The organism is Nitrosopumilus cobalaminigenes (genome assembly GCF_013407145.1).
GTDB lineage: Archaea > Thermoproteota > Nitrososphaeria > Nitrososphaerales > Nitrosopumilaceae > Nitrosopumilus > Nitrosopumilus cobalaminigenes.
On sequence record NZ_CP026993.1, the window covers coordinates 329,834 to 356,401 of the forward strand.

The following is a 26,568-nucleotide window of genomic DNA, read 5'->3' on the forward strand; positions in this document are numbered from 1 at the left end:
GATGTCTGTTCAAGCAATTAAAGCAATTGATGGTATAAGATTCTCTGTATGGTCTCCAACTGAAATTAGAAAATATTCAGTAGCTGAAATCACTGCTCCTGAAACATATGATGAAGACGGAATGCCAGTTCAAGGAGGTCTTATGGATGGTAGACTGGGAACACTTGAGCCTGGACAAAAATGTCTGACCTGTGGAAATACTGCCGCAAGATGTCCTGGACACTTTGGACACATTGAACTTGCAGAACCAATTTTACACATTGCCTTTATTGATAACATCTACAAACTGTTACAATCAACATGTCGTTCTTGTGCAAGACTCAAAGTTCCTCAAGAGGATCTAAACGCATTCCAAAAAATCAAAGATAAACATGCAGCTTACACTGTCGTTTCACAAAAACGAATTCCAGAACAAATTATTGAAAAAGCCAAAAAAGCAAAAGAATGTCCACACTGTGGAAAAACACAATACGAACTAGTCTTTACAAAACCAACTATCTTTGTCGAAAAAACTGAAATTGGTGAGCACAGATTATTGCCAATTACAATTAGAGAAAGATTTTCACAAATTGTAGATGAGGATTTAGAATTATTATCATATGATCCAATCACTGCAAGACCAGAATGGTTTATTCTTCAAGCATTACCTGTTCCACCTGTAACTGTTAGACCTTCAATTATTCTTGAAACTGGAATTAGATCAGAAGATGACTTGACACACAAGATGGTCGATATCATTAGAGTTAATCAGAGATTAAAAGAAAGTAAAGAAGCAGGAACTCCACCATTAATTGTTCAAGATTTAGTTGACCTGTTACAATATCACTCTACAACATATTTCGATAACGAAGTTTCTGGAATTCCACAAGCTCACCACCGTTCTGGACGTCCTCTCAAAACATTAACTCAAAGACTAAAAGGAAAAGAGGGAAGATTTAGAGGATCATTATCTGGAAAGAGAGTTGACTTTTCAAGTAGAACTGTAATTTCACCAGATCCTAATTTGGATTTGTCTGAAGTCGGTGTACCTGAACAAGTAGCCATGAAACTAACCATTCCTGAAATTGTTACAGAATGGAATATTGAGAGGATGAGAAAACTTGTAATTAACGGACCTGAAAAATTCCCAGGTGTAAACTATATCGTTAGACCTGATGGTGTAAAGATTAGATTAGATTTCGTAGAAGACCGTTCTACAATTGCTGAAACCCTTGAAATTGGCTATTTGATTGAAAGACATCTTGCCGACGGTGACATTGTCATGTTTAACAGACAACCATCACTCCACCAGATGTCCATCATGGCTCACTATGTGAGAGTACTTCCAGGTAAAACTTTCAGACTACACCCATCTGTTTGTCCACCATACAACGCAGACTTTGATGGTGATGAGATGAACCTTCACGTCCCTCAAAGTGAGGAAGCAAGAGCAGAAGCAATTCTGTTGATGAGAGTTCAAGATCAATTAATCTCTCCAAGATACGGTGGTCCAATTATTGGAGCACTAAGAGACTTTGTAACTGGTGCATATCTTCTAACTAAAGACGACACTACACTATCTGTTCAGGAATTTTCAAACTATGCAATGCTTGGAGGTTATGCTGATGCACTTCCAAAACCTGGCACTAAAACAAAAGACGGTCCTGCATATACTGGAAAACAACTATTCTCATTATTCCTTCCAAATGATTTCAATTATGTACTTACATCAAAATGGTCTAAAGGAACTAAAGGTCCAGAGAAAGATGTTGTAATTAAAAACGGTGAGCTAATCAGCGGTGTAATTGACAAAACATCAATTGGTGCAGAAGAACCTGAAAGTATCCTACACAGAATTACCAAAGACTATGGAAATGCAGCTGGTAAAACTTTCTTAAACTCTATTCTAATTATGGTAAAACAATTCATCACTCACTATGGTTTCAGTTATGGTTATGGTGACCTCGAAGTTCCAGAGAAGAACGTAGAGAAAATTCTAACTGACATTCAAGAAACTTATGATATTGTTGCTGATTTAACTGACCAATACAAGAAAGGAACTCTCAAACTAACTAGAGGTATGAAAGCAGAAGAAGCTTTAGAGGCTTACATTGTTAATGAATTAGGTAAAGCCAGAGTCAAAGCAGGAGATACTGCTAATGATTCTCTAGATGATAGTAATGCTGGAAAAATTATGGCAACCACTGGTGCCAGAGGTTCAGCACTTAACGTAGGTCAGATGGCAGGTGCCTTGGGCCAACAATCAAGAAGAGGTAACAGAATGAATGATGGTTACAGTAATCGTGCATTAACACACTATCAAGAACATGATAGTAATCCTGATGCCCATGGATTTGTAAAATCAAATTACAGAACTGGTTTAACAGCTTTAGAATTCTTCTTCCACGCAATGGGTGGTCGTGAAGGCCTTGTAGATACTGCAGTCAGAACACAACAGAGTGGTTACATGCAGCGTAGATTGATTAACGCTTTAGAACACATTAGATTAGAATATGATGGAACTGTAAGAGATCCTCACGGACACATTGTTCAATTCCTTTATGGTGAAGATGGAATCGATGTGCAGAAAAGTGATCATGGTGAAGCATTTAACGCAAGTAGATTGGCTGAATCTCAAACCATTATTGATTCTGGAAAGAAAGCAACAAAAGATGAAATTGACACACTTGCTAAAAAATACACAAAGACATTCAATCCTAGATTAACTGAACTTGTAACTGATGCTTTACAAAAATCCAACTTGAGTAAAGCCGGTGTTGAAGCAGTATGTAAGAAGGGACTTTCATTATACAACAAAGCCCAAGTAGAACCTGGTCAAGCAGTAGGAATTGTCACTGCACAATCAATCGGAGAACCTGGTACTCAGATGACTTTGAGAACTTTCCACTTTGCAGGAATTAAAGAGAGAAACGTTACCTTGGGTCTTCCAAGATTAATTGAACTAGTAGATGCTAGAAAGAAGCCTGTCACTCCAACTATGGATATTTACCTTGATGAGGAATCAAAGAAATCTCGAGAAAAAGCAATCGAAGTTGCACGAAATGTATTGCAAACTAAGGTAAGTGCACTAATTGCAGATACTGAAACAGATTATTCTACAAATATCAAACTAATCTTGAGCACTAACAGACTACAAGAAAGAGGATGCTCTATTGCAGAAGTAGAAGCCGCACTTTCATCAAACAAGAAATTCAAGATGGAAACCACAGGCGAATTAATCACATTGAACTTAGTAGATGAGGCAGACACTGCAACTGCAATTGCAATTAGAAACAAAGTTCTCAATACTACTGTTAAAGGAGTTCCAGATGTTGAACGAGTTACACTGGTTCAAAAAGATGATGAATGGGTCATCCAAACAACTGGTTCTAATGTTGCTAAAGTTCTTGAAGTAAAAGGAATCGACAAAAAGAATGTCAGAACAAACAATGTCTTTGAAATTGCAGGAACCTTGGGTATTGAGGCTGCAAGAAATTCATTAATTGATGAACTAAACCATACTTTGGGTGACCAAGGATTAGAAGTTGATAACAGATACATCATGTTGGTATCTGATTTGATGTGTTCTAGAGGATACATGCAACAAATTGGTAGACACGGAATTGCCGGTACCAAAGACAGTGTCCTTGCAAGAGCTGCATTCGAAATTACCGTTCCAACAATTGCACATGCTGCACTTGGTGGAGAAATTGAACAACTCAAAGGCATTACTGAAAATGTTATTGTTGGCAGTAACATTCCAATCGGAAGTGGCACTGTTGACTTATACATGCAAGTAAGCAAGAAAAAATAGAATCAAGTGATAATTATGGCCGATGAAATTTCTACATTAATGAGTAACAGTAAAGACAAAGTTGTCTTACTTCGATTGAGAAATACAAAAACCATTCAAGGTGTACTCAAAGATTTTGACATTCACATGAATCTAACATTAGATGATGCTGAAGATGTCACAGAGGAAAAACACGAAAAACTCGGTAAAATTCTACTCCGAGGAGATAACATTCTTGCAGTTTCTTTACCTGAAGAAGAATCTTAGAAAATTATTCATCAAACATTAAATTCAATCTCTCTTAGAATTTTTAACATGCTGAATTTTATTTTATTGTCATTATTTTTACTACCTGTTTTTGGACAATCAGCTCCTGACTATGATGATCCTTATTCTCCAATTTTTACTGACAAGCCAGTTTACTCATGGACTGACAAAATGAAGATCACAATTATTTCTCCTAGCTGGAATGCTGATAGACATCTAGTTGATTCTATTGGAGATACTAGTGAGCATGCAATTAAAATTTCAACATCTGAGCATTCTCTAGAATCGTATAGATTCACTGAAACAGATGTCAACTCTGGAATTTTTACTGGTGAGGTGATTCTCACTGGTTTTACACATGACGCCGACGGTGATGGTGATTTTGATACTTCGCCAAGAACAATCGGAAATGGACCCACTAGCGGATTTTTACAAGTAGATAGGGATTCCGCAATTACTATTTCATTTGAATTTGCTGATGGTGTAGTATTGGTTGAATCAGTTCCCGTAAGTTGGAATGTGGGCACAATTAATTTCATAGAAGATGTCTTTTTTGTTGAGGATTCAGCAATAATTCGCGTAGTTGATTTAGATATGAATCTCAATCCCGAGGCTCTAGATAATCTACCTATTCAGATTTCTTCTGATTCTGATGTTGCAGGAATTGAAGTAAATGCTGTAGAGACCTCTGAGAGTTCTGGCTCTTTTATTGCAACAATTTCTCTATCTCAAAATTCCGCCTCTAGTGGAAATAGACTTTATTCATTACCTGGAGATGAAATCTTTGCCAAATACGATGACCATACTTTGCCAAAACCATATTCTACATCAGATAATTTAGAAATAGAAACTTCGGCAACAGTTGACTCATCAATTCCCCCAATTGAAAGAATACAAAATTCGCCAATCACTTTCTCTGATGGTTTAGGCAATCCGATGGAATCGTTTTCACAAAATTCCCAGATGCAAATTGTTGGAACAATTGGTAACTATCATGATTTTACGCAAAACTTTGTTTATCTTTTTCAGATAAAAAATGACAAAAACTTTGTAGAATCTCTTTCGTGGGTTAGGGGAGAAATTTCATCTGGTCAAATTTTGGATGTTTCACAATCTTGGATTCCAAATAAATCAGGAAAATACCAAATTGAGACTTTTGTTTGGAATTCAATTAGTGATTCAACTGCCCTATCACCAATAATGTCTACTTTGATAACTGTAAAATGAAAAGAATAATTTCTACGTGATTATTAAATACAAAAATACGTTTCAACCCTTGTGTTAGGAATTGTTTTAGGAATTACCTTAGTGTTAGCCGTATTTTCATCTGTCATTTTTACTGAAGTTTATGCCGATTCATTTGGTGTACACTTTGACCAGGATCTTTACGAACTAGGTGATAATCTTACGATAAATGGTGAAATTTCAGATGTAAGAATGCCAGTAATTGCTATGAGCATCTATGATCCAGATGGACAAATCCTGTCTGCAAACAATTTAGAAATTTCATCTGACAATACTTTTTCTAAAACTGTTTCCCTAGATTCTCCATTTTATGAAAAAACTGGGGAATACATGGTGAAATTAGATTATGGACAGATATCTGAAAATCATTATTTTCTTGTAGATGCGGAACTGTTTGCGCCTGATATTCTAATTGAAGAAGTTGCTGAACCTGAGATTATTCTACTATACACAGAACAAAAACAGTACACTGACAAAGAAACTGTGGAGATAACAGGACTTGTATCCTCAAAAGATTCTCCAACTGTGTTGATTGGAATCTATGATCCATTTGGAATGCCGGCTGGATTTTATTTTGGCACAATTGATTCTAACTTGGAATTTACAACAAGCTTTCTTGTAAAAGACGGCGTTAATTTCAGAGTTGATGGAACATATTCTGTAAAAGCACATTATGGCGAATCTGAAGCAACTTCATTTTTTGATTATTCCAAAGTTATTCCAATTGATGTAGATGATTCCTCAGAAAATCAATCTGATGAAAATGAAACTGTTGATGAAATTGATGAATCTAATGATGATGAATTGAACGATGAAAACCAAAACGATTCAACAGAACAATCCTCTGATGACTCACAAGACAATTCTGTAATTGAATCTAAATCCGTTGAATCTAAACCAATTGAATCTGCAAAAGAAACTAAAAGTGAAATTGTAACCACTGAAAACATTGAAAAGAAAACTTCAATCACAAAGATTGATGATTTGGAAACTAAAACAACTCAAAAAGAAATTCCAACTCCCAAGAAAATAACAAAAGAAAATAATCTTACTGTAGAAGATGTGGAATTGGGAAAACTGTTAAACCAAATTAAATTAGATTGTGATTCTAGTACTTACACTGATACAATTTCATACTATGATGGGATGGGACCTGCATTGTATAGACTGTGTCAATTTGACAGCTCATTGAATTTTTTCAACGAGTCTTTAATTGATTATCCAAACGATGTTGAAATACTTGTCAACAAGGGTTCGACTTTGGGAAAATTAGGCTATTATTCTGAGGCTATATTGTATTATGATCACGCCATCAAAATAGATCCTGGTTTCCTTCCTGCAAAAAATAACAAAGCAAATGCACTTGCAAACTTGGGAAATTTCAATGATGCAGTTTTCTTGTATAATGAAGTTTTGGAACAAAATCCAAATTATCTAACTGCAAGGGAAAATCTTGAAATTGTTTTATCATCTAATTTTGATATCTCTAGAAATGCATCTGAAATGATTGTTGAGAATAATTACAATCCAAATATTTCATCTACTGAAAATATCTCATCATCAAACTCTGAAAAATTAAAACAAACGAATTTTTTTGATGAGGTAGGGATGGCATTTTCAACTTTGGGTTCTCTGTTTGGTTTTCTAAACTAATTTTCAAAAATCACACGCTTGGTTTTTCAATAAACCTATAAAGCCCTGACAAGACGATCGATTTAAGGAAAACACATGAGTAAGATACTTGAAAAATCACTAAAAGATGCCCGTAAAGAAGATAAACTAACAATGGGTGCTAAACAAGTTTTGAACTCCATTAAAAATTCCAAGCTAATTGTATTGTCTCAATCAATTAAAAAAGAAATGTTTGAGCAAATTGAATCAGATGCAAAAAAAGAAAAAATACCTTTAGTCAACTTTCAAGGGACCTCAGTCGCATTAGGCAGACTATGTGGCTTACAATTTAGAATTTCGACAATTTCGTTTACTTCAATCGATGATGCAAGCATCAAATCAATTTTAAAAGATACAGAAGCTGAGGAAAAAAATGATTAACTGTAATTTCTTTAATGAAAGTTTAAATGAGACATTTTTTGTTCGGAGATAAAAAGGAATTCTAATGACACAATCAATTAAACTCACAACTGATCAAATGCGAATGATGTCATTGTTCCAAAATGTTACTGGTGCAACAGCACGTGATTGTGTAGAAGATGAAAAACAAGATAGAGTAATTTTTGTAGTTAATACTGGTAAAATGGGATTAGCAATTGGTAAAGGTGGAATTCATATCAAATCATTACAAAATATTGTTAAAAGAAATGTTGAATTGGTAGAATTTGACGAAGATCCAGCAAAATTCTTGTCTAATTTGCTTAATTCAAAACTGATTTCAGAAGTAAAAATAAATAAACGAGCCGACGGGTCAAAACAGGCAATAGTAATGGTAGACCCAAGAAAGAAAGGAATTGTAGTTGGAAGAGAAGGTAGAAATGCAGAAAAGGCAAGACTACTTGCAAAACGATATTTTGATATTAGCAGTGTATTGATTAACAGTCCTGAACGGGCTACTTTGGAGATGTAAGATATGAGAAAATCACCACTTGGATTATTTGCTGGCAGAGTTTTAACAACTAAAAAGAAAAAACAAAGATGGGCAATCTCTACTTTCAAAAGAAGAAAATTAGGTATTGATAAAAAATCTGATCCTCTTGGAGGAGCACCACAAGGTCGTGGTATTGTTTTAGAAAAAGTTGGTATTGCAGCAAAACAGCCAAACTCTGCTATCAGAAAATGTGTTAGAGTTCAACTAATTAGAAATGGCAAATCAGTAACTGCATTCTTGCCAAGAGACGGTGCAATGAACTTCATTGATGAACACGATGAGGTTACAATTGAAGGAATGGGTGCAACACAAGGTGGTGCAATGGGAGATATTCCTGGAGTTAGATTCAAAGTTTCAAAAGTTAATGGTACATCACTTCATGAACTAGTAATTGGAAAGAAGGAGAAACCAAGGAGATAGACATGGCTGAAACTAAAAATTTACTATTATTTAGAAAATGGGATTTATCCAACATTGAAGTTGTTGATCCTGGATTAAAAACTGCTATTTCATTGAGAAAACAAATCTTACCTTACACTTTTGGTCGTTCTGCATTAAAGAGATTCAATAAAGCTGAAGTTAACATTGTTGAGAGACTAATCAACAAATCAATGCACTTTGGAAAAAAATATGCAAAGAACACTGGTAGAATGACTGGTAAAAAAACTAAATTAATCAACACTGTAAAAACTGCTTTTGAAATTATTGAACTAAAAACAGGACAACATCCTGTACAAGTTTTAGTCAAAGCAATTGAATTTTCTGCTCCAACTGAAGATACTACTAGAATTGTTTATGGTGGTACCACATACCATGTATCAGTAGATGTTGCTCCAATCAGAAGAGTTGACATGGCTTTGAAGTTTATTGCTGATTCAGTTAAAGAGGCAACATTTTCTAATCCTAAACCAATCGAAGAACATTTGGCTGAACAACTAATCCTTGCAGCAAATAATGACTCTAGTTCTCCTTCTGTTAAGAAGAGACATGAGTTGGAAAGAATCGCACAAGCATCAAGATAGTCTTTTTTAGAATTTTAGGTAGCCCGAGGCAGATTCGAACTGCCGTCCCCGCCTATCCACTCTTGAGATCCAGAGGGCAGAATCCTTGACCACTAGACTATCGGGCTACTGAAAGAAATTTTGATGGTTTAGAATATATTCATTTGTTGTAATTATTTTAGTCTGACTTCGTGAATTGCAGTTGCATAATCACATGTTGCTTTTAGTCTCATGTATGGAATCAACTTGTAATGGATAGAGTAAATGTTTCCTTCTTTTCTGATAATTCCTTTTTGCATTAGTGATACTAGTCCTCTTGAAGGTACATGAATTGTAATGTTTTTTTCTTTACAGATTACATCTCGTTTGTCTTGAAATTGTTTTAGTGAAAATGCAACATCATTAACTTCTAAAATTAATGGCCAAACAATTTCGGCCCACACGAATCTTCTATTCTCAGTTGCTGAGGCATACTTTCCTTTTTCACTCAACATTAATAACATCTGCAAATGATGTTATAACTTGATTGTCTCAAAAAGAAATTGAAGAGTCCCTTGACTTACTAGAAAAAGACTGGGATGTTGATCCAATTCTTCGAAAATTTATGTTGGGAAAAATTACCGACGTATCTGACTATCCAATCAAAGTAAAGGATGTAGTCTTTCATGTTCCCTATTTGAATTCTGAAAAAAAATACATTTTATGGAAATGCTATTGGCCTGATTGTCACAATTGTTGTGACAGACAAGGTAGGTTACCGTTAACTTCTGATGATTTGATAACAATCGGCAAGGGCTTGAAATACAATAGACCTTCTGATTTTGTAAAAAATGAAACCCTAACTGTAACGTATCAGGAGCCTGGTCCCTCTGGCCAAATGACTACAATGACTACAATTAATCTGAAAAGAAAAACAGACGAGACAGAAGCTGACGATGGAACTCACATCTCTTGCAGGTTCCTAGATGGTGAAGGTGGGTGCTCTATGCATCCAGACAGACCTGGAGTGTGCTATCTGTATCCATTTTCTAGCTGGCTTGAAAATGAAAAGGGCAAGGCTAGAGTGCATGCAACGTATCAGTTTACAGGTGATTGCCCTGGATTTTACCTGGCTGATTCACTTGATCCAATGAAAGACGAGTTTAAGGATTATTCTAAAACAATCTACGATTACAACATGGCATCAAATAGAACAAATCGTGAAGGGTTTGGTTCTGTAAGTTTTAGCTAAGCCTTTGCAACTTTGAGCAAATCTGAAATTTTAATGTCCATTCCAAATCTGTCTTGATTCTTTTTCATATAGAAAAAGATTGACAAAAAGTCTGGCAATGCCTTGATAAAACTAAAGTCCTTGTGAATTTTTGCTCGAACAAAATTAAACACCTTGGCATAAACCTTGTAGTGTTTTTCAATTGCTTTCTCATATGCTGCAAAGTCATTCATGTTCTCTACAAAAATATCGACACACTGCATTGATGGAATGATTCCCTCCCCTAGTAATGCATAGACAGTACCAATTGATTCTCCAACTCCTACCACCTTACCTGAATAGTATGGCTTGCATCTGTCAGGTGTTGCAAGTCTGATTGGCCTTCCTTTGGTTTTGAGAACCTTACCTCCGTGTTTCTTTAGAAAATCATCAGTTGCCTTGATGTGTTGTTTATTGTAATCACCTGCTCCAATGTGGGCCCATTTCTCACCTAGTGGGAAATACCAGAAATAACCTGACATTCCTGGAAATGGTTCAATGTAAAAGTCATCATATGGAACTCCGTCTTCGTACTCTACCTTGTACTCGTATGTTGGCAAGAAAAAGTCATCTTTCATTTTTGGCAAGTATGCTCTTCCAAATCCTGTGCAATCAACTATCATGTCGTACTCTTTTTCCAAATCTTCAAGCTTTGGAGCTTCGCCGTAGATAATTTTTGAATCTTTGATGAAATCTTTGATTAATGCCAGTTTGTCATATGTGCACATTCCATGCAATCCAATGTCAAACTTTACATCATTGTTCATTTTGACATGCATGTTTTTTCCGTCATGGATTAGAAAATCATTAAAATCTCTGTCTACCTTTTTGCAAAATTCTGTCAGTACTGGCTTGATTGTACCCCATGCGCAAATAGAGTCATGGTTTTCTTCTCTGTTTCTCTCATATCCGATGACTTCATGGTTAGAGTTCTTTAGTCTGGCCATAAGGTATGATCCTGCTACTCCCATTCCCATTACTGCTATCTTCAAGATGTCTTCTTTGAATTTGAGGTGTAATAAATAGACTATCTGAATTTGTTTGGGTCTTTTCTCAATAGTAGGAAAAGATAGTGCCGGTTAAATAAGAAATTCACATTAGTAATATCAGAAAAGGTGAGTCTCTCGTCTGAGTACAATCGTTTCAGACCTTAAGACAAATCGCTGTCATCAGATAACTCTCTAGTTACTGATCTTAAGTGGTAAAGCTGTCATCAGTATCCCTTTGGGTACTGATCTTAAGCTGTAACACCTTTTCATTTCAATTAAATTTGGGGATTTTGTTGCGTTATTTCATGGATACTTTTGAGGCAATTAGAACTAGACGTGCAATCAAGAAATTTGATAGCTCTTACAAAATGTCACCTGAAGATGTCAAGCTATTACAAGAACTAACAATACTATCTCCAACTAGCTACAACCAACAAAACTGGAGATTCGTCTATGTAACTGACCAAGCAGTTAAAGAGAAAATCTCAAAAGCTGCCCGTGATCAGGCCCAGCCAAAAGACGGTTCATTGGTAATTGTTCTTTGTGGAAATCTTGATGCATGGAAAGAAGATCCATTACGTTACTGGAGAAATAATACTCCAGAAAAACAAGAACTTGTGAAGAATTCTCTAGCTAGAAAATATGAGAATCATCCAGAGAATCGCCGCGATGAGGCAATGCGCTCTTGTGGATTTGCAGCTCAAACAATAATGTTAGCAGCAAGACAGATGGGATTGGATTCATGTCCGATGGTTGGCTTTGAGTATGATGAATTAGCTGAGTTGATTAACTTGCCTGAAAACCACATGATCGTAATGATGGTAGTAGTTGGCAAACGGGCTGAAGATGCAGCAGAGCGTGGCGGTCAGTTAGCTTTGGATGAAGTGTTCTTTGAGAATCATTTTTAGAAAACCTGTAATAATAAAAAATTAAGAATCGTTTATTATCGATTATTTCGTAGACTTTTCATGGGTGTGGATGAGGCGATCAAGAAGCTAGAGGTATCTAACCAAGGATTGAAGGTAATTTTAGAGAATCTTGATGAGCAATTAGCTGATATCCGCTCTGATCCGCGTCTTGAAGGACTGGTAGATGACTTGGAGAATCTGTTCTATGCGTATTTAAAAACCTGGATTAAATCAAACACTGAAGTTTTAGATATTTTAAACAAAGAGAAGAAATAGAATTTTCAAACTGTGCCAAACTATGTCCAGAAATATCTCAAGAAGAAATTGAATCGATGAATATTCCTGAAACTAGAAAGACATGGGATGAGCTTGAAACTAACGTTCAGAATTTCTTGGAAATTAATTCAGTGAAACCAATTTCTAATACTCAAAGACCAGAAATGAAATTTTTGATGATGAGGCTAGAACCTAACACTACTGATATTGTTATTCAGATGAGAAAACAAACTATAGAAACATTATTTGAGGAAATTTTAAAGCGAATTCCAATTATTGCTAAATAGTTTAAAATTATTCAATCAAAATTGCAGGTTTGAATGGTCTAGCATGTCTTGCTTTTCCTTTTGGATCATAAATGTCTGAATCATTTTCTGAATATACTGATATCTCTACGCCAAATTCTCTTTTACCGATACTAGATAATTCTGATAACAAAAATTCTTTTTCACCAAACGAATTCGATTCAATCTTCATTGATTTTATTTCCTCTGATTCTGAATGCAAATCCTTGATTGTCTTTTGTACAAAGTCCGGCATTTTTTTTGCATCTGCAGTATCAGGATCTGCCAATAATTCTTTCATTACAACTCCCATGTTGTTTTGTCCACCTACCATTATGCTGAGCACCTTACGATATACTTTAGATTTTAATTCATCTGAATTTACATAGATTACAATTTTCTTTGGAGTAATTTTTGTAACTTTGAGAATGTTTGCAATATCATCCATGGTAGATTTTAGTAAATTCTCTGATTGAATTGCAGTGGAATCTACATCATCTTTAGAAAATGTAGGCCAAGCTGATTTTGAAACAAGTTCTGAATTACCAATCTTTTCCCACATTTCTTCTGCAATATGTGGTGCAAATGGAGATAACATTGCAACTCGTGCAGAATTTATCTTGTACATTATTCCTGCAACATCTTTTCTTTCTTTAGCTTGCACTCGTTTGTTGTACCAGCTCAAATCAGATTCAAATGAAAACAAAATCTCATGCAGTCCTTCCCTCAATCTCATTTTTTCTAAAGATTCTGTAACTGTACCTATCATGCTCTGTAATTTTGATAAAATCCATCTGTCTTCAGCTTTTAACTCTGAAACAGGCTCATTTTTGAGCCTAGAACACTCTTCAAGTAGGGATGCAAGCTTGCTTTGAATTCCTGAAACTGACTCCATGTTAAAATCAGCATCTTGGAGTAGTTCAGCTGATGAAATAATAGCTAATCTAATTGGATCTGCACCGTGGTCTCTAATTGCAGTACGTAATGGGATGATGTTTCCCATACTCTTTGACATTTTAGCACCATCCATCATTACACTTCCATTAACTACAATTTCTTGTGGCCAGAATTTTTTATCAAAGATTGCAACGTGATTTAAGACAAAGAATGACAAGTGGTTTTGAACTAAATCTCGTCCTGAATGTCTTGAATCAACTGGATAGAAATAATTGAATTCTTTTTTTATTGTTTCAATTATATCTTCAGATAACTTTGATGTACTTGCAGCTAGTTCAACATCTCCTTTATCTAACAAAACATAATCAAAGAATTCTCGAGTTAGATTTTCAGGAGTTACTGTTCCATCATTTACAAATCGTGAAATGGTATAGTATGCCATGTAAATGACACTATCAGATAATGATTCTACAATCCAATCTTTATCCCATGGTAACTTTGTTCCCAACCCTTGTTGTCTTGCACAAGCTCGCTCATGCAACCACTCTATCACTTCTTTAAACTCTGTTCTGATATTACTAGGTAGAATGTTCATCTCATCAAAACAATTACGAGCTAGCTCTTTCCATTCTTCATCTCCGTAATTCAAGAACCATTGATTGTTTAACACTTTGACAACACATTCAGCTCCGCATCTACAATGTACTGGAGAATTCTCTAACACTGGGAATTTCTCTAGAACATTATTTTCCTGTAACCATGCTCTGATTTTATCTCGTCCAAACTGAACCTTTTCGTTATTGAATTGACCGCATTTCTCATTTAGCTTGCCATCTGTGAATTCTTTGAGGTATAATTCCTTTGTAGCTTCTTCTAGCTTGGAATCAGTTTGGTCTGAAACTCCTAGTTTTTCACAAATCTGTTTTGCAGGATATACATCGTATCCTTCTGTAACTATGATTGGAATAGGCTCGATTTTTGAGGCTAATTCATGATTTTTAGCCTTCAAATCCATTAATGCCTGGTAATCTTTTGGTGCGTGAGCAGGCACTGACATTACTAATCCTGTACCCATATCAGACTCTACAAAGTCAGCTGGTAACACTGGAATTTCCCGTCCGTCATGGTTTACCGCATTTTGTCCAATAATTTTACTGCCAGGAATTTCTCCAATTACTTTAACTTGTTTTTCAAAGAATTCAATTTTGTGTGCACATTCTTCTGAAATTATCCACGTTTCATCATCAACTGTAACTTTTTTGTAAATTGTATTTGGATTGACCCACAAATTTGTAATTCCAAAAATTGTTTCAGGTCGTAATGTTGTAACTGGGAAAATAAATTCACCTAGCTTGAATTTAATCAAAAAGTTCTTCTCATCAATTTTAGGTTCAACGTCACCCATTGTATCATGTTGGGATACGGGATTCTGATCTTTAGGACACCATCCAACTGGATGACTACCTTGAATGATTCTGCCGTTTTCTTTTAGTGTTGTAATTTGCCATTCGATAAATTTCTGATAACCTGGAACTATAGTGGTGAATTCTCGTCTCCAATCAATTGAATAACCCATCTCAATCATTCCTGATTTTATTTCTTCATGGAAATAATCTGCAATCTTTATTGGTTCAACAAATGTCTTGATTGCCTCTTCAGGAACATGATACACATTTCGTAATCCATCAAGAATTTCTTTTTCTCCTTTCTCAATTCTTTTGGCCATTCCTAACACAGGAGTTCCAGTATAATGGAATCCCATTGGAAACAATACATTGTATCCTTTCATTCGATAAAATCTTGCATGAACATCAGCTAGTGTGTATGTTCTTCCATGTCCAATGTGTTGTGGAGAGTTTGGATACGGATATGCAACTGTAATGAATTTTTTTGGTTTATCATTTGGATTTGTCTCAAAGTCTTTAGATTCTGCCCACTTGTTTCTCCATTTAGTTTCTATTTCATTCCAGTTTATCATAGTATTATCCTAAAATCATTGATTTTGCTTTGGCTATTGCCTGCTCTTTTTTAGATGTGTCTTTTCCTCCCCCCTGAGCAAACTTGGCATCACCACCACCAGAACCGCCCAAAATTGAGGCTATTTCTTTGGCTATTTCACCTGCATTTACGCCTGATTGCTCTCCTGCAAATATTATTACACGAACTGTAGGATCAGCTTCAAAAATTCCACAAAATGCAGCTGCTTCATCTTTGGCAACTAGCTTCTTTCCAAAGTTCTGAATGAAGAAATCATCATAATTTTCACTAGATGTAAAACACAATTTCCCCTTTGTGCTAATTCCATCCGATTCAACTGATTCTCCTGAAATTATCTTCTCTAGTAAAATTGGAATCTGCTCTCTTGCTTTTTCTTTATTTTCTTCTCTTTGTTTCTCCAATTTTTCTTTTGCAATTGCCTCTTCAGCTTGTTTTTTAGATTCTTCTTCTTGGTCTTTTACATATTGGAATGCAGTAGGACCTGAAACAAACTCTATTCTAACTACTCCATCTTGAATTCGTTTAGTCTTTGTAATTTTGATTAGTTCGATATCTCCTGTTTTCTTTACATGTGTTCCACCACAAGCTTCAATGTCTTTATCTTCAATTGATACAATACGTACTGATTTCACTGGAACTACCCCGCCCTGATAAATTCTAAATCCATACTTTTGCTCTGCAGTTCCTCTATCATAGTAATCGATATTCACTGGATAGTTCTCTTTTACCATTTTGTTAGCTGCTTCTTCAATCTGTTTTACTTGTTCATCAGTTAGTGAAGAGTGATGTGTAATGTCTAATCTGGCATGATCATCGTCTTTGAATGCAGAGTGTTGCCAAATCCATGAACCTAATACTCCTCTTGATGATGCATTGATGATGTGGGTACTGGTGTGGTTTTTTGTAATGTTTGCACGACGTGTCTCATCTACTTTACAAGATACCGTTTCTCCTTCTTTTGGTACGCCACCTTCTAGCTTGTGAACGATAATGTTTGCATGTTTATCTACATTAACCACTTTGAATCCTGCAATGCTACCATAGTCAGGTTCCTGTCCTCCACCTCTAGCATAAAATGAAGTTCTATCCAATACCACTTGATCATCAAAGACCTTGATGACTTTGGCATCAAACTCCATTGGGTCATCTTTGTAAAATAGAGTCTCAGTTTCAGGCAACTCTTCTAGTGGAAGTTCTGCAATTGCCTTTTTCTTTTCAGACTGGTGCAAATCAGATAGTTTAGAGTAAAACTGTGAGGGGATTTCAGAAATGGCATCAACTTCTTTGAGATATTCAGGTGTAATGCCATCTGATTCGTAAAGTGTGATGAGTTCATCCACTGATGGTGTGCCTCTCTCGCGAATCTTTTCAGCCTTTTTCTTCATGTGAATTTTAGAATCCTCATACCTTGCAGACTCTAGCTTGAGTATTGCCTTGACGTCTTCTCTTTTCTCATCAAGCTCTGGATAGGTATCCTTGAGATAGTCAATGTGAGTATCTATCAAATCATCAATGTCTAGTTTTAGATTCAATCGGTTTATCGTTCCATTGATTCTTCGCAACATCATTCTCAAGTTGTATCCTCCACCAACGTTTGATGGTAAAGCACCATCAGTAATTGCAAAAATCAAAGTTCTCAAGTGGTCTGCAATTAGATAGACTCCTTCTAGTGGTGTAATCATTTTGTTTAACTGATCATCTGTAATTCCTGCATTTTTCACTGCAAGACGTCTTACTTGATTCAAGTCATCATAATGATCAATCTCTTTTGCAATTTCTGTAAAGTATTTTTTCAAAATATCAGAATCTGAATCAATTCCAATTTTCTCAAATAATTTCCCATTAATTGGACCAAAACAACAGTCATACGCAGTAGGTGTTCCCATGGTAATCCATGCAAATCTCTCCAATCCTGCACCCATGTCTATGACTCGCTGGTCTAATGTAGTGTGTTGTCCTAGTTCTCCTTGGAATTCAGTAAATACTGCATTTCCTAATTCTAATCCTCGAACAAAGTATTCCAGTGATGGCCCAAATGAACCACCACCTGCCCAAACGTCCTCTACAAAGACGACTTCTTCTTTTTTAATTCCAAATTGATTAGTTAGTAATCTAAAATCTAAATCAACACATTCGTCCTTCCAATATCCCCCTAAGTCTGGAACACTGTGTTGTCCTATCATACAGAAACTCGAAAAGTGTCTACCTGTAACTCCTACATTTTCTAAATCTTTGAATCTCAAACAAGTCTGTGGAACAACTAGAGGGTTGGCAGGAAACTCGAAAACAACTTTGCTTCCCATAATTCTTTGAAAGTCAACAACTGATGCAATTGTAAAAAACAAATCATCTCGCCATCTACAAACAACTGGGTATCGACTAACTGACGTGTGATTATTTTTTACAAAAAACTCTTCAACTTGTTTCCATGCTTGAGTATAATCAAATCTTTTTGAAGTAGGAGGCTCACCAATGAACGAATAAGTGTCCAATCCATCATCAGGACACAAATCTCTATCAGCATTTAGAGTCCAAAAGAATCTGCCACATTTGGCACAAGATTTTCTGATAAATCCTTGCTCTTGGAATAATTTGACATTATAGTATTTTTCAGGATCTGCTGAAAATTCTTTTAGAATCTGACTTTTATCCAACGATGAGGCTGCTTGATACCGATATTAAGAATTGTCGATTAATAATACATTAAATACACTATACATCACAATCTATCCATGTTTGGCAAGAAACCAAAGTTGAAAGAAGGTACTCCTGTTTTCTCTATTAAAAAAAATGGTGAATTTAATGACTTTATTTTTGGAATAGTTACTGGTGTTGATGGGAGAAAAGTTGGTGTCAATGGAGTAATAGTAAATCCAGTTGGTTTGAAAAACAAGATTGCTCAAGACAAAACAGGTGAGCGCTCAAGAGAAGTTTTAGAACATCCAACTCCTGACAATGTGGTACTAGCTCTAGTGTATAGAGTTGAACATGAAAATTATGCCGAAGTATTAGATCTTGATGTTGATAAATGTGATATTCTTCCACCAAAAGTTTACTCAATGCTTGATGGATGGATTCGTGAATCATTACCTGAATTTTTCAATACTGTATTGTCATTACCTGAAGGTCCTGAAAGGGATGAGGCAAAACGAGTTTTGAGAAGCAGAAAGGATACTTTGACTGATCCTAATCTTAAACGAACAGTATATGCTGTTTGCAGAAGTTTGAAAATCCTAAACTAAAATTTCAGGCGTAACTTCTCCATAGTTTTATATTATGCCCTAAGAAAATCTCGATACAATGGAATATGTTTACGCTGCTTTACTTCTTCACAAACTAGACAAAGAAGTTAACGAGGCAAACCTCACATCAGTAGTCAAAGCTTCTGGTGCTGACGTTAATGAAGCCCAAGTTAAATCTCTAGTTGCAGCCTTAGCCGATGTTAACATTGATGAGGCAGTTAAAGCCGCCCCAGTAGCAGTTGCAGCAGCCGCACCAGCAGCAGATGCAGCAGCAGATGCACCGGCAAAAGAAGAGAAGAAGAAAGAAGAACCTAAAAACGAAGAAGCAGCCATGGAAGGATTGTCTTCCTTATTTGGCTAATCAACTTTTCTTTTATCAATTTAATTTTGATCTTTATTTTTGTTAATCTTAATTACTCCTAGCTCTCAGTTTGTAGTGATTGGTTGATTTCTCTTTTCCTATAGATGGGTTCATTAGCATTTTGGATTACTTGGGTACGATAGCTTTTGCAGTTACCGGAGCTTCAAAGGCAATTGCACACAAGGCAGATATTTTTGGAATCATCGTACTAGCTACTGTAGTTGGAGTAGGTGGTGGAGTAACCCGTGATGTTATTTTTGGACGATTTCCAACTGCCTTTTCTGATCCAATCTATGTTGGATTGACAGTAGCAGTTGGAGTTGTAATGTTCTTTTTATTTAGAAAACTTCAGAAACGAATGAACATCTGGTTGGTCTTTGATGCAGTTGGTCTTGGAGTCTTTTCAATTTTGGGAGCATCAATTGCATACCAAGTTGTTGGATTGGAATTTCTTCCAATGCTCTTTGGAGGAATGATTACTGCAATTGGTGGCGGAATATTGCGAGATGTCTTTGTTAGAGAAATTCCTATCGTATTTGTAAAAGAAGTGTATGCAATTGCAAGTATCATTGGAATTGTAATATTTTATGCAATGCTGTCATCTGGTGTAGATGTACAGATTGCATCTGTAATTGGAATTGTTGCAGCAACTGGAATCCGATTACTTGCAATGAAGTTTAATTGGAATCTGCCAAAGGTTCGAGAAATTTGAACCATTTTAGGCTCAAAATGGACTGCTTTAGTTTAAGATTCTAAATCTCTGTATCATCATAACCACTATCCTTGCCACAATGAGAACAAGTTCTTTGATTTTGTAGTAATTCTTTTCCACATTTTCTACAGGACTGAGGTTTCACAAAATATCTAGCACATTATTTAATTTAAACAATCTTTTCTAAACAAAAAATTAGAATGGGATGAAATCATCCACAGCTGTGACAATTATCACACCTTTACTGTTGCCACCAATAGATTTCTTTATTGCATCAGATGTGGATTGAACCTTTTCTGAATCTACTATTGTAGCTATTATTTTTCGTGGAAGGTGTGAACTTGTAGCACTTGTTCCTCTACCAGAACGTGTTTGTTCTGTTTCTTTACCTGCACTCTTGACATCATATATTATGGCATCAAGACCAAGTTCTCTCAGGGAACCAACCACTGCATCAGCCTTTTCATTTTTTACTAGTACTGCCAATCTTTTCATTCCACTTGTTTACGCTCAATCATATTTAAGATTGTGAAAATTTGTAAATCGGATGCTCTCAAGAAAATTGTTTACGATATGATCGCCAACAATAAATTCAACAACGTGTTAATTCTAACAAGTGAAAGACCAGTACCATTTTACTAAACGCCTCAGTTTAGTTTCATTTTAAGGTCTTTTGCTTAATTTCTCAAAGTTAACACATTTGATGTGAAACGCTTATCTGAATTGAATTCATGAAATTCTGTTATGGGATTATTTGATAGATTTAGTCGCACATTTGACGAGCATGGATATGATCTAGATGGTTTTGACAAAAATGGGTATGATAAAAAAGGATACGACAAAAATGGGTATGGTAAGGATGGATACAACAAAAACGGATATGACAAAAAGGGATACAACAAAAATGGATTTAACAAAAAAGGATATGACAAAAACGGATATGACAAAAAAGGATTCAAAGACGGGTATGATGAAGATGGATTTGATTTCAAGGGTTACAACAAAGATGGATTTAACAAAAACGGATATGACAAAAAAGGATACAACAAAGACGGTTATGATAATCGGGGTTTTTCTTTAGATGGAATTCACATAGATACAAAAATTGCTTTTGATAATGACGGGTTTAACAAAAAGGGATACAACAAAGATGGTTATGACAAAAACGGATATGACAAAAATGGATATGACAAAAATGGACTTAACAAAATCGGGTTTAGCAAAGACGGGTATGACCTAGAGGGATATGACAAAAAAGGATACGACAAAAATGGTTATGATAAAAATGGATACAATAAAGATGGATTTGATAGTAACGGGTATGATGAAGACGGATTCGATGAAAATGGATTCAATTTAGACGGATTCGATGAAGATGGGTTTGATAGTAACGGGTATGATGGACAAGGATATGATCACTTGGGTTATGACAAAGATGGGTACAACCAAGAAGGATTCAACAAATACAATAAACAGAAAAACGAAGTAAACAGTGATTAAAATAATTTAGATTTTATGCTGGGGTGTAATCTTTTGCTTGGCCTGCAACGCCTTTTGCCTGTGCATCTGCTTTTTGCAAGATTTGCTCTTTAGTTTCATCAGTCATAAATCCAGACTCTATTGACAAAGAGCGGGCATTTCCTGATGCTTTGCTGAGAATTTGTGAGATGTTGTCTGCAGTAATGTATCCTGCCTCGATAGACAATGTTACTGCTTCTTGGTGTGATTGAGCAAAGGCGTTTCTTATCTTCTCAACATCGATAATCATTTCTGCTTCTGCATACTTTAGACCGTCTTCTAATGCTGAGGAAAGTGTAATTCCTGCCTCTACTGGTTTGATATCTAATTTACCTAGAATTGATGCCAATTTTTCATTGATTGCCTCACCCTTTTTCACTGGAGTACTGTCCTTTGCAATCCAAATTGTTCCTTGATCAATTTTTGTTGGAATGCCAGCTTCCTTGAATTCTGTAAGCATTGGACCTGGTGCAATACCTGTATTTTTTGCAGGAACTACAATGTCGATACTTGCAATATCTCCACCTCTTGCTGCCATCATGATTTTGTTTTTGGCAAGAAGAACGTTTAGCTTGAATGGTGACATGTCTGTAAATATGAACATGATCTGGCCCTTGAGTTCGCTAACCATGTCTTTGATTCCTGGAACGTCTAGTGTTTCAAGAGCTTTTGCTGCAACTTTATCTTTAACACAAACAAATTCCACTTGGCCTTTGAGTGTTTTTCTTAATGGTAAAATTTGAGTTGAACGAACCTTTCTCATTTGGATAATTGACATTACTTTGTATTTTTTTGGCAGCTCTGTTAGTTGTTGATACATTTGGGTTTTTCTTTTAGGATAAGCAGTTCTATTTTCATGCATATTTCTTCTTAACCTCTTGTGCTTGTTTTACTGGCTTACCCATTGTAGTTTTAATCAAAATCTTTTTCATGTTTTTCTCACCGTTTGGTAATTTCTTTTCAATTGCATTGAGAACTGTATGTGCGTTAATTACCAAATCTGCATCATCCATTGATACGTCTCCAATTTTGGATGAAATTGATAGTGATGCTCTTGTTCTTACTTTGATACAAGATCTAAATCTTTCTAAGAATGCTTCAATAGATGCATCAAAAGGAACTGGTGTTGGCATTTTTCCTCTTGGACCTAAAAGCTGACCTAATGTTTTACCGACAGTTGGCATGACTTTGGTATCTGCCAAAAAGAAATCATATTTGTTAATGAATTTTCTAGATTCTCTTTTGTTAGCTCCGAATTTCTCTAATTCTTCTGTTCCAATTACAGAATCTGCTTTAGCAGCTTTTGCTTTTTGATTCATATCTCCTGTGGCAATAATACAAACAGTTGCCGGAGAACTTGTTTTTGGAAGTTGAACAACTTCGTTAATTGCAAAGCCTTTCTTTACATCAATATCTTTGAAAGTTATGATTAACTCTACTGATTGTTTGAATTTTCTCTCTTTAGTTGAAGATCTTGCTGCCTGAACCATTTCAGTAAGCTGAGCGTCTGTAATCATTACGAACAATTTTCCAGAAAGCCTACTTAAAATCGTTTAGAGGTTTGTCTTTTTTACCAATCATTTATTTTAAAAAATTACACATTTTTGCTAAATTTATTACAAATACGGTGGAATTTATGCTGAAAACCTACATATATTAAATCAGAACCATGTTTTTCGAATACGTTGCATCGATTTGATGAATTGGATATGAAATTACTTTATGAGTTGACCGCTGATGGCTCTATTTCTGTTCCTACACTATCAAAAAAACTTGGAATTAATGCATCTGTATTGTACAGTAGAATTAAGAGATTGATGAAGAAGAAACTCATCAAGAAATTCACTATTGAAATTGATGATTCTCTTTTAGGAATAGGAGTCAAAGCATCTGTAGGCATTAATCGAGATCCAAAGTTTAAGGATTCAATTCATAAAAAATTCATGGAAACTAATGAGGTTGTTTCTATTTCTGAGGTAACAGGCAGATTTGATATTATGATTAAGGTATATGCAAAGAATTTGGAGGCCCTTCATTCAGTAGTAATTGAAAAAATTGGTAAAATTGAAGGAATTCAGAATACTGAAACATTTGTAGAATTACAAAAAACCGACAAAGAACCTGTTTATCTTACTCAATAATTATTGGAATTTTGCATCCCATTTGCCTTCGTTTACTTCGGCAGTAATTTCTTTTGGAGTCTTTCCTTCTACTTTGACTCCCAATGGAAGACATGTTCCAATGACTGTTTTTGCAACTGACTTTAATGAAGATGCATAAGATTTCTCCAGTTTTGTATTTGCAACTTTAACAATTGAATCCATAGTTACATCGCCAACCCATTCTGTACCTGATGCGCCTGAACCTTTTGTGATTCCTGCTTCTTTCATAATGAGTGCTGCAGCTGATGGAATTCCGACTTCAATTTCATACTTTTTTGAATCAGTATCGACAATTACTGTAACTGGAACTTTCATTCCTTCAAAGTCTTTAGTTTTTTCATTAATTGCATTGATGACTTCCATGATATTGACTCCAAGTGGACCCAATGCTGGACCTAAAGGTGGACCTGCTGATGCTCCTCCGCCTGTTACAAGTGATGATACTTTTTGTTCTCCCATGTTAAATCAAACTCTAAATGAAAATTTAATCCTTCCTAACCCTCAGTTGACATCTTTAGGTAGTTTGCGTCTACTGTGACTGGTAATTGGTATGATGCATCTAACAAAACTACAGTTGCCTCTTCTTTTTCGACATCAATTCTGGTAATTGTTGCCTTCATTCCCTTGAATGGACCGCCTGTAATTTCTACTACATTATCTACTGTTAATTGTGAAACTGTTGATTTCTTGACAAGGTATCCTTCGATATCTTTGAATTCTAATTCTCCTCTTAATTGACCTCTGATGTGTCTGACTCCTTCTACTGCCAAATATGCATCACTAGGATTGATTGCTTCAATTACAACATATCCTTTAAGATCATTTACCCAAAATACTGATTGAATGTTAATTTGATTTGCATTGGCCTTTGCTTCTAATAATCTCATTACCACTTTCTCTTGACCTCCAGTGGTTCTAATTGCAAACAAGTGTGATTTTATTTCCTCTGACAATGTTATCTACCAAACGTAATTACAGAAAAGACAAACTGAATTGTAAAACCGATTAATCCTACACCGGCAATTCCTAACAAAACGAGTCTAAGGTGCTGTTGATACTCATCTTTGTCTGGTTTTTTTGCCATTTTCATGGTGTTGGCCATGTTTTTCAAAGTCTGCCTAGGGTTCATTGCTGGAAATTAATAAGGTGTCCTTATATCTCTTATCTCATGGAATTACTGGTTGCGTATCAAGATGACCCTGCAGGTCACAATATGGCAAAATTTCTTTCAAAAGAAATGAAATTGGACGGTGATGTTTTTCGTGGAAAATATTATGATTTAGTAATTATTCCAACTCCTGCAATTTCTGCTGATTGGTTAGAAGAAAAATATGATTATGATGGATTTGTTTTTCTCTCAAAACATGCGGCTGAATCTGGAGTACTAGCTTTGACTTGTCATAGTACTGGAAATTTCTCCACTGCAAAATTTGGTGGAAATGATAGACAAGTTGCAGTCCCTAAACCTGACCTTCAAAAAATTTATCTTCAGACATTAGAGAAAAACCAGTCACAATTCTCTGATTTTCAAATAACAATAGAGGCAACTCATCATGGGCCTACTGCATTATCCAAACCTTCAATCTTTATTGAAATTGGAACTACTGAAAAACAATGGACTGATGAATCATTATGTAACTCAATAGCAGTACTAGTTCACCAAGTAATGTCTCAGCCTATCCCGGAACATCCAGTCGCTATTTGTTTTGGCGGAACTCACTATCCTTCAAAATTCACAGAAGAATTGCTACATGGCAAATTTGCACTTGGTACAGTTGTTCCAAAACATGCATTAGATGAACTCGATGAAAAATTATTTTCTCATATTCTTGAGCAAAACAGTATGGCAAAAGCTGCTCTTTTGGATTGGAAAGGATTGGGTTCAAACAAACAAAAAGTACTTGACCTTTTAGATTCTACAGATCTTGAGGTAATACATCTTTGAATCTGCAGCAAAAGATTTACAAAAAATTACTTGAAGTTCCTAAAGGAAAAGTCACAACTTATGGGGAACTAGCAAAAGCTGTTGGATTAAAAAATGGCCAAAGAACTGTTGGAAAAATTATGAACAAAAACCCCTATCCTGTAATCATTCCCTGCCATAGAGTTGTAATGTCTACTGGAAAGATTGGTGGATATGCCTATGGAGAACATGTCAAAACTAAGATGCTAAATGATGAAGGAATTGAAATTGAAAATGGAAAAATTGTCGACTCTGAAAATTTAATTTATAGATTCTAATCTTTTCGTTTTTCTCTAATCTCATCCATCAAGAGTCTGAGGTGTGCTTTGTTTCTGACAGTGTTACCACCTACTTTCTTGTATAGTGCCCAGAATTCTGGATTAGTCAAATCTTTTCTGTCTTTTGCAATTTTCAATAATCGTCTTAATGCACGAACCTTTGCAACATAGACTTCTTTCTTACCTACTCTTGCTCCTTTTCTTCCTTGTTTGGAACCTTGAGTTGTACCTCTTTTGTTTTTCTGAGCTTTCTTTTCATGAGCTCTACCTTTTGAAGTACCGGTAAATGATTTAATTTTAATTGTATTTGCTGTAATTAGACTACGAATATTTTCTCTTGTAATTGCATCAGCAATATCATCTAGATGGTCTGTATCGAATCTAATTCTATGAACTCCGACACCAGTTACTCTGGCTGCGAGTCTTTTTTTAGCTTTAAGATTTACTACCACTTGCACTCACTCTCGCATTAAATATTTTGAATTTTTGTTCAATTGCTTTTACAATAATCTCTTTTCTTTTCTTAGTACCAACACTGTGACCGAATCTTACTCCATCTTTCTTTGGGTCTAATTTTTCTAAATCACTCAAATTGTAAACTAGGTTATCTGTAAATCCTGATGGATGCAATCCTCTTGATGCTTTTGGTCCACCATATCCAACTTTTACAAGACCTGGACGGCCTCTGCTTTTTTGTTTTCTTTGGTGGTGATCAATACCTTTTGGTTTTCTCCAATTGGTTTGAAGTCTAACATAACGCCAACTTTCTGGTCTGACAAAGTCTGGATTGTTCTCTTTTACTTCTTGTCTCTTTGCCAGTAGATCTTTGTTGATCGTCATAAGT

32 protein-coding genes and 1 tRNA gene are annotated in these 26,568 nt (G+C 35.5%); 19 read left to right on the forward strand and 14 right to left on the reverse strand.

The genetic code is table 11. The features are described 5' to 3' along the window. Nucleotide 1 precedes the first annotated feature (1 nt). From C5F47_RS01885 to C5F47_RS01920, 8 genes are all read left to right on the forward strand, one after another. Nucleotides 2–3,793, forward strand: a complete 3,792-nt coding sequence (locus C5F47_RS01885) for a DNA-directed RNA polymerase subunit A' (protein ID WP_179361224.1) — start codon at nt 2–4, stop codon at nt 3,791–3,793. A gap of 15 nt (nt 3,794–3,808) precedes the next feature. Next, nucleotides 3,809–4,039, forward strand: coding sequence for an LSM domain-containing protein (locus C5F47_RS01890; protein ID WP_179361225.1), 231 nt, complete (start codon nt 3,809–3,811; stop codon nt 4,037–4,039). A 48-nt stretch (nt 4,040–4,087) separates the two neighbouring features. Further along, the gene (locus C5F47_RS01895) at nt 4,088–5,266 is read left to right on the forward strand and encodes a hypothetical protein (protein ID WP_179361226.1); all 1,179 of its coding nucleotides are present in this window, start codon (nt 4,088–4,090) and stop codon (nt 5,264–5,266) included. Nucleotides 5,267–5,317: 51 nt separating this feature from the next. Beyond that, nucleotides 5,318–6,937, forward strand: coding sequence for a tetratricopeptide repeat protein (locus C5F47_RS01900; RefSeq protein WP_179361227.1), 1,620 nt, complete (start codon nt 5,318–5,320; stop codon nt 6,935–6,937). Nucleotides 6,938–7,012: 75 nt separating this feature from the next. Next, nucleotides 7,013–7,336: a ribosomal L7Ae/L30e/S12e/Gadd45 family protein gene (locus C5F47_RS01905; RefSeq protein WP_179361228.1), complete on the forward strand. Its 324-nt coding sequence runs from the start codon at nt 7,013–7,015 to the stop codon at nt 7,334–7,336. Nucleotides 7,337–7,400: 64 nt separating this feature from the next. Next, nucleotides 7,401–7,865: a NusA-like transcription termination signal-binding factor gene (locus C5F47_RS01910; protein WP_179361229.1), complete on the forward strand. Its 465-nt coding sequence runs from the start codon at nt 7,401–7,403 to the stop codon at nt 7,863–7,865. 3 nt (nt 7,866–7,868) lie between these two features. Continuing rightward, on the forward strand, nt 7,869–8,306 hold the full coding sequence (locus tag C5F47_RS01915) for a 30S ribosomal protein S12 (protein ID WP_179361230.1): 438 nt from the start codon (nt 7,869–7,871) through the stop codon (nt 8,304–8,306). Between the two features lie 2 nt (nt 8,307–8,308). Next, nucleotides 8,309–8,908, forward strand: a complete 600-nt coding sequence (locus C5F47_RS01920) for a 30S ribosomal protein S7 (RefSeq protein WP_179361231.1) — start codon at nt 8,309–8,311, stop codon at nt 8,906–8,908. A gap of 19 nt (nt 8,909–8,927) precedes the next feature. Here C5F47_RS01920 and C5F47_RS01925 read toward each other — a convergent pair. Beyond that, nucleotides 8,928–9,015 (reverse strand) — tRNA-Gln (locus C5F47_RS01925). 45 nt (nt 9,016–9,060) lie between these two features. Beyond that, nucleotides 9,061–9,381 carry a hypothetical protein gene (locus C5F47_RS01930; protein ID WP_179361232.1) on the reverse strand — a complete coding sequence of 107 codons (321 nt, stop codon included), beginning with the start codon at nt 9,379–9,381 and terminating at the stop codon, nt 9,061–9,063. Between the two features lie 32 nt (nt 9,382–9,413). On the opposite strand from C5F47_RS01930, the gene C5F47_RS01935 reads away from it, so the two are divergent. Beyond that, nucleotides 9,414–10,118, forward strand: a complete 705-nt coding sequence (locus C5F47_RS01935) for a YkgJ family cysteine cluster protein (protein WP_179361233.1) — start codon at nt 9,414–9,416, stop codon at nt 10,116–10,118. Here C5F47_RS01935 and C5F47_RS01940 read toward each other — a convergent pair. Continuing rightward, nucleotides 10,115–11,128 (reverse strand): NAD(P)/FAD-dependent oxidoreductase, encoded by a 1,014-nt coding sequence (locus C5F47_RS01940; protein ID WP_179361234.1) that lies wholly within the window; start codon nt 11,126–11,128, stop codon nt 10,115–10,117. The two genes, C5F47_RS01935 and C5F47_RS01940, sit on opposite strands and share 4 nt — an antisense overlap. 302 nt (nt 11,129–11,430) lie before the next feature. Here C5F47_RS01940 and C5F47_RS01945 point away from each other — a divergent pair, with 302 nt between their 5' ends. The 3 genes from C5F47_RS01945 to C5F47_RS01955 are packed head-to-tail and all read left to right on the forward strand — an operon-like array spanning nt 11,431 to nt 12,596. Then, on the forward strand, nt 11,431–12,033 hold the full coding sequence (locus C5F47_RS01945) for a nitroreductase family protein (RefSeq protein WP_179361235.1): 603 nt from the start codon (nt 11,431–11,433) through the stop codon (nt 12,031–12,033). Nucleotides 12,034–12,093: 60 nt separating this feature from the next. Further along, nucleotides 12,094–12,309: a hypothetical protein gene (locus C5F47_RS01950; RefSeq protein WP_179361236.1), complete on the forward strand. Its 216-nt coding sequence runs from the start codon at nt 12,094–12,096 to the stop codon at nt 12,307–12,309. Between the two features lie 56 nt (nt 12,310–12,365). Beyond that, nucleotides 12,366–12,596 carry a hypothetical protein gene (locus C5F47_RS01955; protein WP_179361237.1) on the forward strand — a complete coding sequence of 77 codons (231 nt, stop codon included), beginning with the start codon at nt 12,366–12,368 and terminating at the stop codon, nt 12,594–12,596. A 7-nt stretch (nt 12,597–12,603) separates the two neighbouring features. Here C5F47_RS01955 and leuS read toward each other — a convergent pair whose 3' ends face one another. Together leuS and alaS are read right to left on the reverse strand one after the other, a co-directional pair. Beyond that, complete coding sequence (gene leuS, locus C5F47_RS01960; protein WP_179361238.1) at nt 12,604–15,468, reverse strand: leucine--tRNA ligase; 2,865 nt, start codon at nt 15,466–15,468, stop codon at nt 12,604–12,606. Between the two features lie 4 nt (nt 15,469–15,472). Beyond that, nucleotides 15,473–18,142 (reverse strand): alanine--tRNA ligase, encoded by a 2,670-nt coding sequence (gene alaS, locus C5F47_RS01965; protein WP_179361239.1) that lies wholly within the window; start codon nt 18,140–18,142, stop codon nt 15,473–15,475. A 78-nt stretch (nt 18,143–18,220) separates the two neighbouring features. On the opposite strand from alaS, the gene C5F47_RS01970 reads away from it, so the two are divergent. From C5F47_RS01970 to C5F47_RS01980, 3 genes are all read left to right on the forward strand, one after another. Continuing rightward, nucleotides 18,221–18,730 carry a hypothetical protein gene (locus C5F47_RS01970; RefSeq protein WP_179361240.1) on the forward strand — a complete coding sequence of 170 codons (510 nt, stop codon included), beginning with the start codon at nt 18,221–18,223 and terminating at the stop codon, nt 18,728–18,730. Between the two features lie 58 nt (nt 18,731–18,788). Further along, nucleotides 18,789–19,091, forward strand: coding sequence for a 50S ribosomal protein P1 (gene rpl12p, locus C5F47_RS01975; protein WP_179361241.1), 303 nt, complete (start codon nt 18,789–18,791; stop codon nt 19,089–19,091). 79 nt (nt 19,092–19,170) lie between these two features. Then, the gene (locus C5F47_RS01980; protein ID WP_179361242.1) at nt 19,171–19,803 is read left to right on the forward strand and encodes a trimeric intracellular cation channel family protein; all 633 of its coding nucleotides are present in this window, start codon (nt 19,171–19,173) and stop codon (nt 19,801–19,803) included. Nucleotides 19,804–19,843: 40 nt separating this feature from the next. Here C5F47_RS01980 and C5F47_RS01985 read toward each other — a convergent pair whose 3' ends face one another. Together C5F47_RS01985 and C5F47_RS01990 are read right to left on the reverse strand one after the other, a co-directional pair. Further along, complete coding sequence (locus tag C5F47_RS01985; RefSeq protein WP_179361243.1) at nt 19,844–19,948, reverse strand: zinc-ribbon domain-containing protein; 105 nt, start codon at nt 19,946–19,948, stop codon at nt 19,844–19,846. Nucleotides 19,949–19,998: 50 nt separating this feature from the next. Next, nucleotides 19,999–20,289: a P-II family nitrogen regulator gene (locus C5F47_RS01990; protein WP_179361244.1), complete on the reverse strand. Its 291-nt coding sequence runs from the start codon at nt 20,287–20,289 to the stop codon at nt 19,999–20,001. 258 nt (nt 20,290–20,547) lie between these two features. Between C5F47_RS01990 and C5F47_RS01995 the strand changes: the two genes are divergently transcribed. Next, entirely contained in the window at nt 20,548–21,303 is a 756-nt protein-coding gene (locus C5F47_RS01995) for a hypothetical protein (protein ID WP_179361245.1), read from the forward strand. A 13-nt stretch (nt 21,304–21,316) separates the two neighbouring features. On the opposite strand, the gene C5F47_RS02000 is transcribed toward C5F47_RS01995, so the two are convergent. Beyond that, nucleotides 21,317–22,183 (reverse strand): 50S ribosomal protein L10, encoded by an 867-nt coding sequence (locus C5F47_RS02000; protein WP_179361246.1) that lies wholly within the window; start codon nt 22,181–22,183, stop codon nt 21,317–21,319. Beyond that, on the reverse strand, nt 22,176–22,838 hold the full coding sequence (locus tag C5F47_RS02005; protein WP_179361247.1) for a 50S ribosomal protein L1: 663 nt from the start codon (nt 22,836–22,838) through the stop codon (nt 22,176–22,178). The genes C5F47_RS02000 and C5F47_RS02005 overlap by 8 nt, the downstream gene beginning before the upstream one ends. Before the next feature lie 192 nt (nt 22,839–23,030). Between C5F47_RS02005 and C5F47_RS02010 the strand changes: the two genes are divergently transcribed. After that, on the forward strand, nt 23,031–23,462 hold the full coding sequence (locus C5F47_RS02010) for an Lrp/AsnC family transcriptional regulator (RefSeq protein ID WP_179361750.1): 432 nt from the start codon (nt 23,031–23,033) through the stop codon (nt 23,460–23,462). Here C5F47_RS02010 and C5F47_RS02015 read toward each other — a convergent pair whose 3' ends face one another. The 3 genes from C5F47_RS02015 to C5F47_RS02025 are packed head-to-tail and all read right to left on the reverse strand — an operon-like array spanning nt 23,463 to nt 24,612. Next, nucleotides 23,463–23,942: a 50S ribosomal protein L11 gene (locus C5F47_RS02015; RefSeq protein WP_179361248.1), complete on the reverse strand. Its 480-nt coding sequence runs from the start codon at nt 23,940–23,942 to the stop codon at nt 23,463–23,465. A gap of 35 nt (nt 23,943–23,977) precedes the next feature. Beyond that, nucleotides 23,978–24,436 carry a transcription elongation factor Spt5 gene (locus tag C5F47_RS02020; RefSeq protein WP_179361249.1) on the reverse strand — a complete coding sequence of 153 codons (459 nt, stop codon included), beginning with the start codon at nt 24,434–24,436 and terminating at the stop codon, nt 23,978–23,980. 2 nt (nt 24,437–24,438) lie between these two features. Beyond that, entirely contained in the window at nt 24,439–24,612 is a 174-nt protein-coding gene (locus C5F47_RS02025) for a protein translocase SEC61 complex subunit gamma (protein WP_179361250.1), read from the reverse strand. Between the two features lie 39 nt (nt 24,613–24,651). Between C5F47_RS02025 and C5F47_RS02030 the strand changes: the two genes are divergently transcribed. Then, nucleotides 24,652–25,428 carry a D-aminoacyl-tRNA deacylase gene (locus C5F47_RS02030; RefSeq protein ID WP_179361251.1) on the forward strand — a complete coding sequence of 259 codons (777 nt, stop codon included), beginning with the start codon at nt 24,652–24,654 and terminating at the stop codon, nt 25,426–25,428. Next, nucleotides 25,425–25,724 (forward strand): MGMT family protein, encoded by a 300-nt coding sequence (locus C5F47_RS02035; RefSeq protein ID WP_179361252.1) that lies wholly within the window; start codon nt 25,425–25,427, stop codon nt 25,722–25,724. Before C5F47_RS02030 ends, C5F47_RS02035 begins: the two co-directional genes overlap by 4 nt. On the opposite strand, the gene C5F47_RS02040 is transcribed toward C5F47_RS02035, so the two are convergent. After that, the gene (locus C5F47_RS02040) at nt 25,721–26,176 is read right to left on the reverse strand and encodes a 50S ribosomal protein L19e (RefSeq protein WP_179361253.1); all 456 of its coding nucleotides are present in this window, start codon (nt 26,174–26,176) and stop codon (nt 25,721–25,723) included. The genes C5F47_RS02035 and C5F47_RS02040 overlap by 4 nt on opposite strands. Next, on the reverse strand, nt 26,160–26,564 hold the full coding sequence (locus C5F47_RS02045; protein ID WP_179361254.1) for a 50S ribosomal protein L32e: 405 nt from the start codon (nt 26,562–26,564) through the stop codon (nt 26,160–26,162). The genes C5F47_RS02040 and C5F47_RS02045 overlap by 17 nt, the downstream gene beginning before the upstream one ends. Nucleotides 26,565–26,568: the final 4 nt, after the last annotated feature.

What these genes read in the sequence shown, in the direction of transcription:
- C5F47_RS01885 (WP_179361224.1), top strand. Translation starts at nt 2, where the DNA reads ATGTCTGTTCAAGCAATTAAAGCAATTGATGGTATAAGATTCTCTGTA.
- C5F47_RS01890 (WP_179361225.1), top strand. Translation starts at nt 3,809, where the DNA reads ATGGCCGATGAAATTTCTACATTAATGAGTAACAGTAAAGACAAAGTT.
- C5F47_RS01895 (WP_179361226.1), top strand. Translation starts at nt 4,088, where the DNA reads ATGCTGAATTTTATTTTATTGTCATTATTTTTACTACCTGTTTTTGGA.
- C5F47_RS01905 (WP_179361228.1), top strand. Translation starts at nt 7,013, where the DNA reads ATGAGTAAGATACTTGAAAAATCACTAAAAGATGCCCGTAAAGAAGAT.
- C5F47_RS01910 (WP_179361229.1), top strand. Translation starts at nt 7,401, where the DNA reads ATGACACAATCAATTAAACTCACAACTGATCAAATGCGAATGATGTCA.
- C5F47_RS01915 (WP_179361230.1), top strand. Translation starts at nt 7,869, where the DNA reads ATGAGAAAATCACCACTTGGATTATTTGCTGGCAGAGTTTTAACAACT.
- C5F47_RS01920 (WP_179361231.1), top strand. Translation starts at nt 8,309, where the DNA reads ATGGCTGAAACTAAAAATTTACTATTATTTAGAAAATGGGATTTATCC.
- C5F47_RS01930 (WP_179361232.1), bottom strand. Translation starts at nt 9,381, where the DNA reads ATGTTGAGTGAAAAAGGAAAGTATGCCTCAGCAACTGAGAATAGAAGA.
- C5F47_RS01945 (WP_179361235.1), top strand. Translation starts at nt 11,431, where the DNA reads ATGGATACTTTTGAGGCAATTAGAACTAGACGTGCAATCAAGAAATTT.
- C5F47_RS01950 (WP_179361236.1), top strand. Translation starts at nt 12,094, where the DNA reads ATGGGTGTGGATGAGGCGATCAAGAAGCTAGAGGTATCTAACCAAGGA.
- C5F47_RS01955 (WP_179361237.1), top strand. Translation starts at nt 12,366, where the DNA reads ATGAATATTCCTGAAACTAGAAAGACATGGGATGAGCTTGAAACTAAC.
- leuS (WP_179361238.1), bottom strand. Translation starts at nt 15,468, where the DNA reads ATGATAAACTGGAATGAAATAGAAACTAAATGGAGAAACAAGTGGGCA.
- C5F47_RS01970 (WP_179361240.1), top strand. Translation starts at nt 18,221, where the DNA reads ATGTTTGGCAAGAAACCAAAGTTGAAAGAAGGTACTCCTGTTTTCTCT.
- rpl12p (WP_179361241.1), top strand. Translation starts at nt 18,789, where the DNA reads ATGGAATATGTTTACGCTGCTTTACTTCTTCACAAACTAGACAAAGAA.
- C5F47_RS01995 (WP_179361245.1), top strand. Translation starts at nt 20,548, where the DNA reads ATGGGATTATTTGATAGATTTAGTCGCACATTTGACGAGCATGGATAT.
- C5F47_RS02000 (WP_179361246.1), bottom strand. Translation starts at nt 22,183, where the DNA reads ATGCATGAAAATAGAACTGCTTATCCTAAAAGAAAAACCCAAATGTAT.
- C5F47_RS02005 (WP_179361247.1), bottom strand. Translation starts at nt 22,838, where the DNA reads ATGATTACAGACGCTCAGCTTACTGAAATGGTTCAGGCAGCAAGATCT.
- C5F47_RS02010 (WP_179361750.1), top strand. Translation starts at nt 23,031, where the DNA reads ATGAAATTACTTTATGAGTTGACCGCTGATGGCTCTATTTCTGTTCCT.
- C5F47_RS02015 (WP_179361248.1), bottom strand. Translation starts at nt 23,942, where the DNA reads ATGGGAGAACAAAAAGTATCATCACTTGTAACAGGCGGAGGAGCATCA.
- C5F47_RS02025 (WP_179361250.1), bottom strand. Translation starts at nt 24,612, where the DNA reads ATGAACCCTAGGCAGACTTTGAAAAACATGGCCAACACCATGAAAATG.
- C5F47_RS02030 (WP_179361251.1), top strand. Translation starts at nt 24,652, where the DNA reads ATGGAATTACTGGTTGCGTATCAAGATGACCCTGCAGGTCACAATATG.
- C5F47_RS02045 (WP_179361254.1), bottom strand. Translation starts at nt 26,564, where the DNA reads ATGACGATCAACAAAGATCTACTGGCAAAGAGACAAGAAGTAAAAGAG.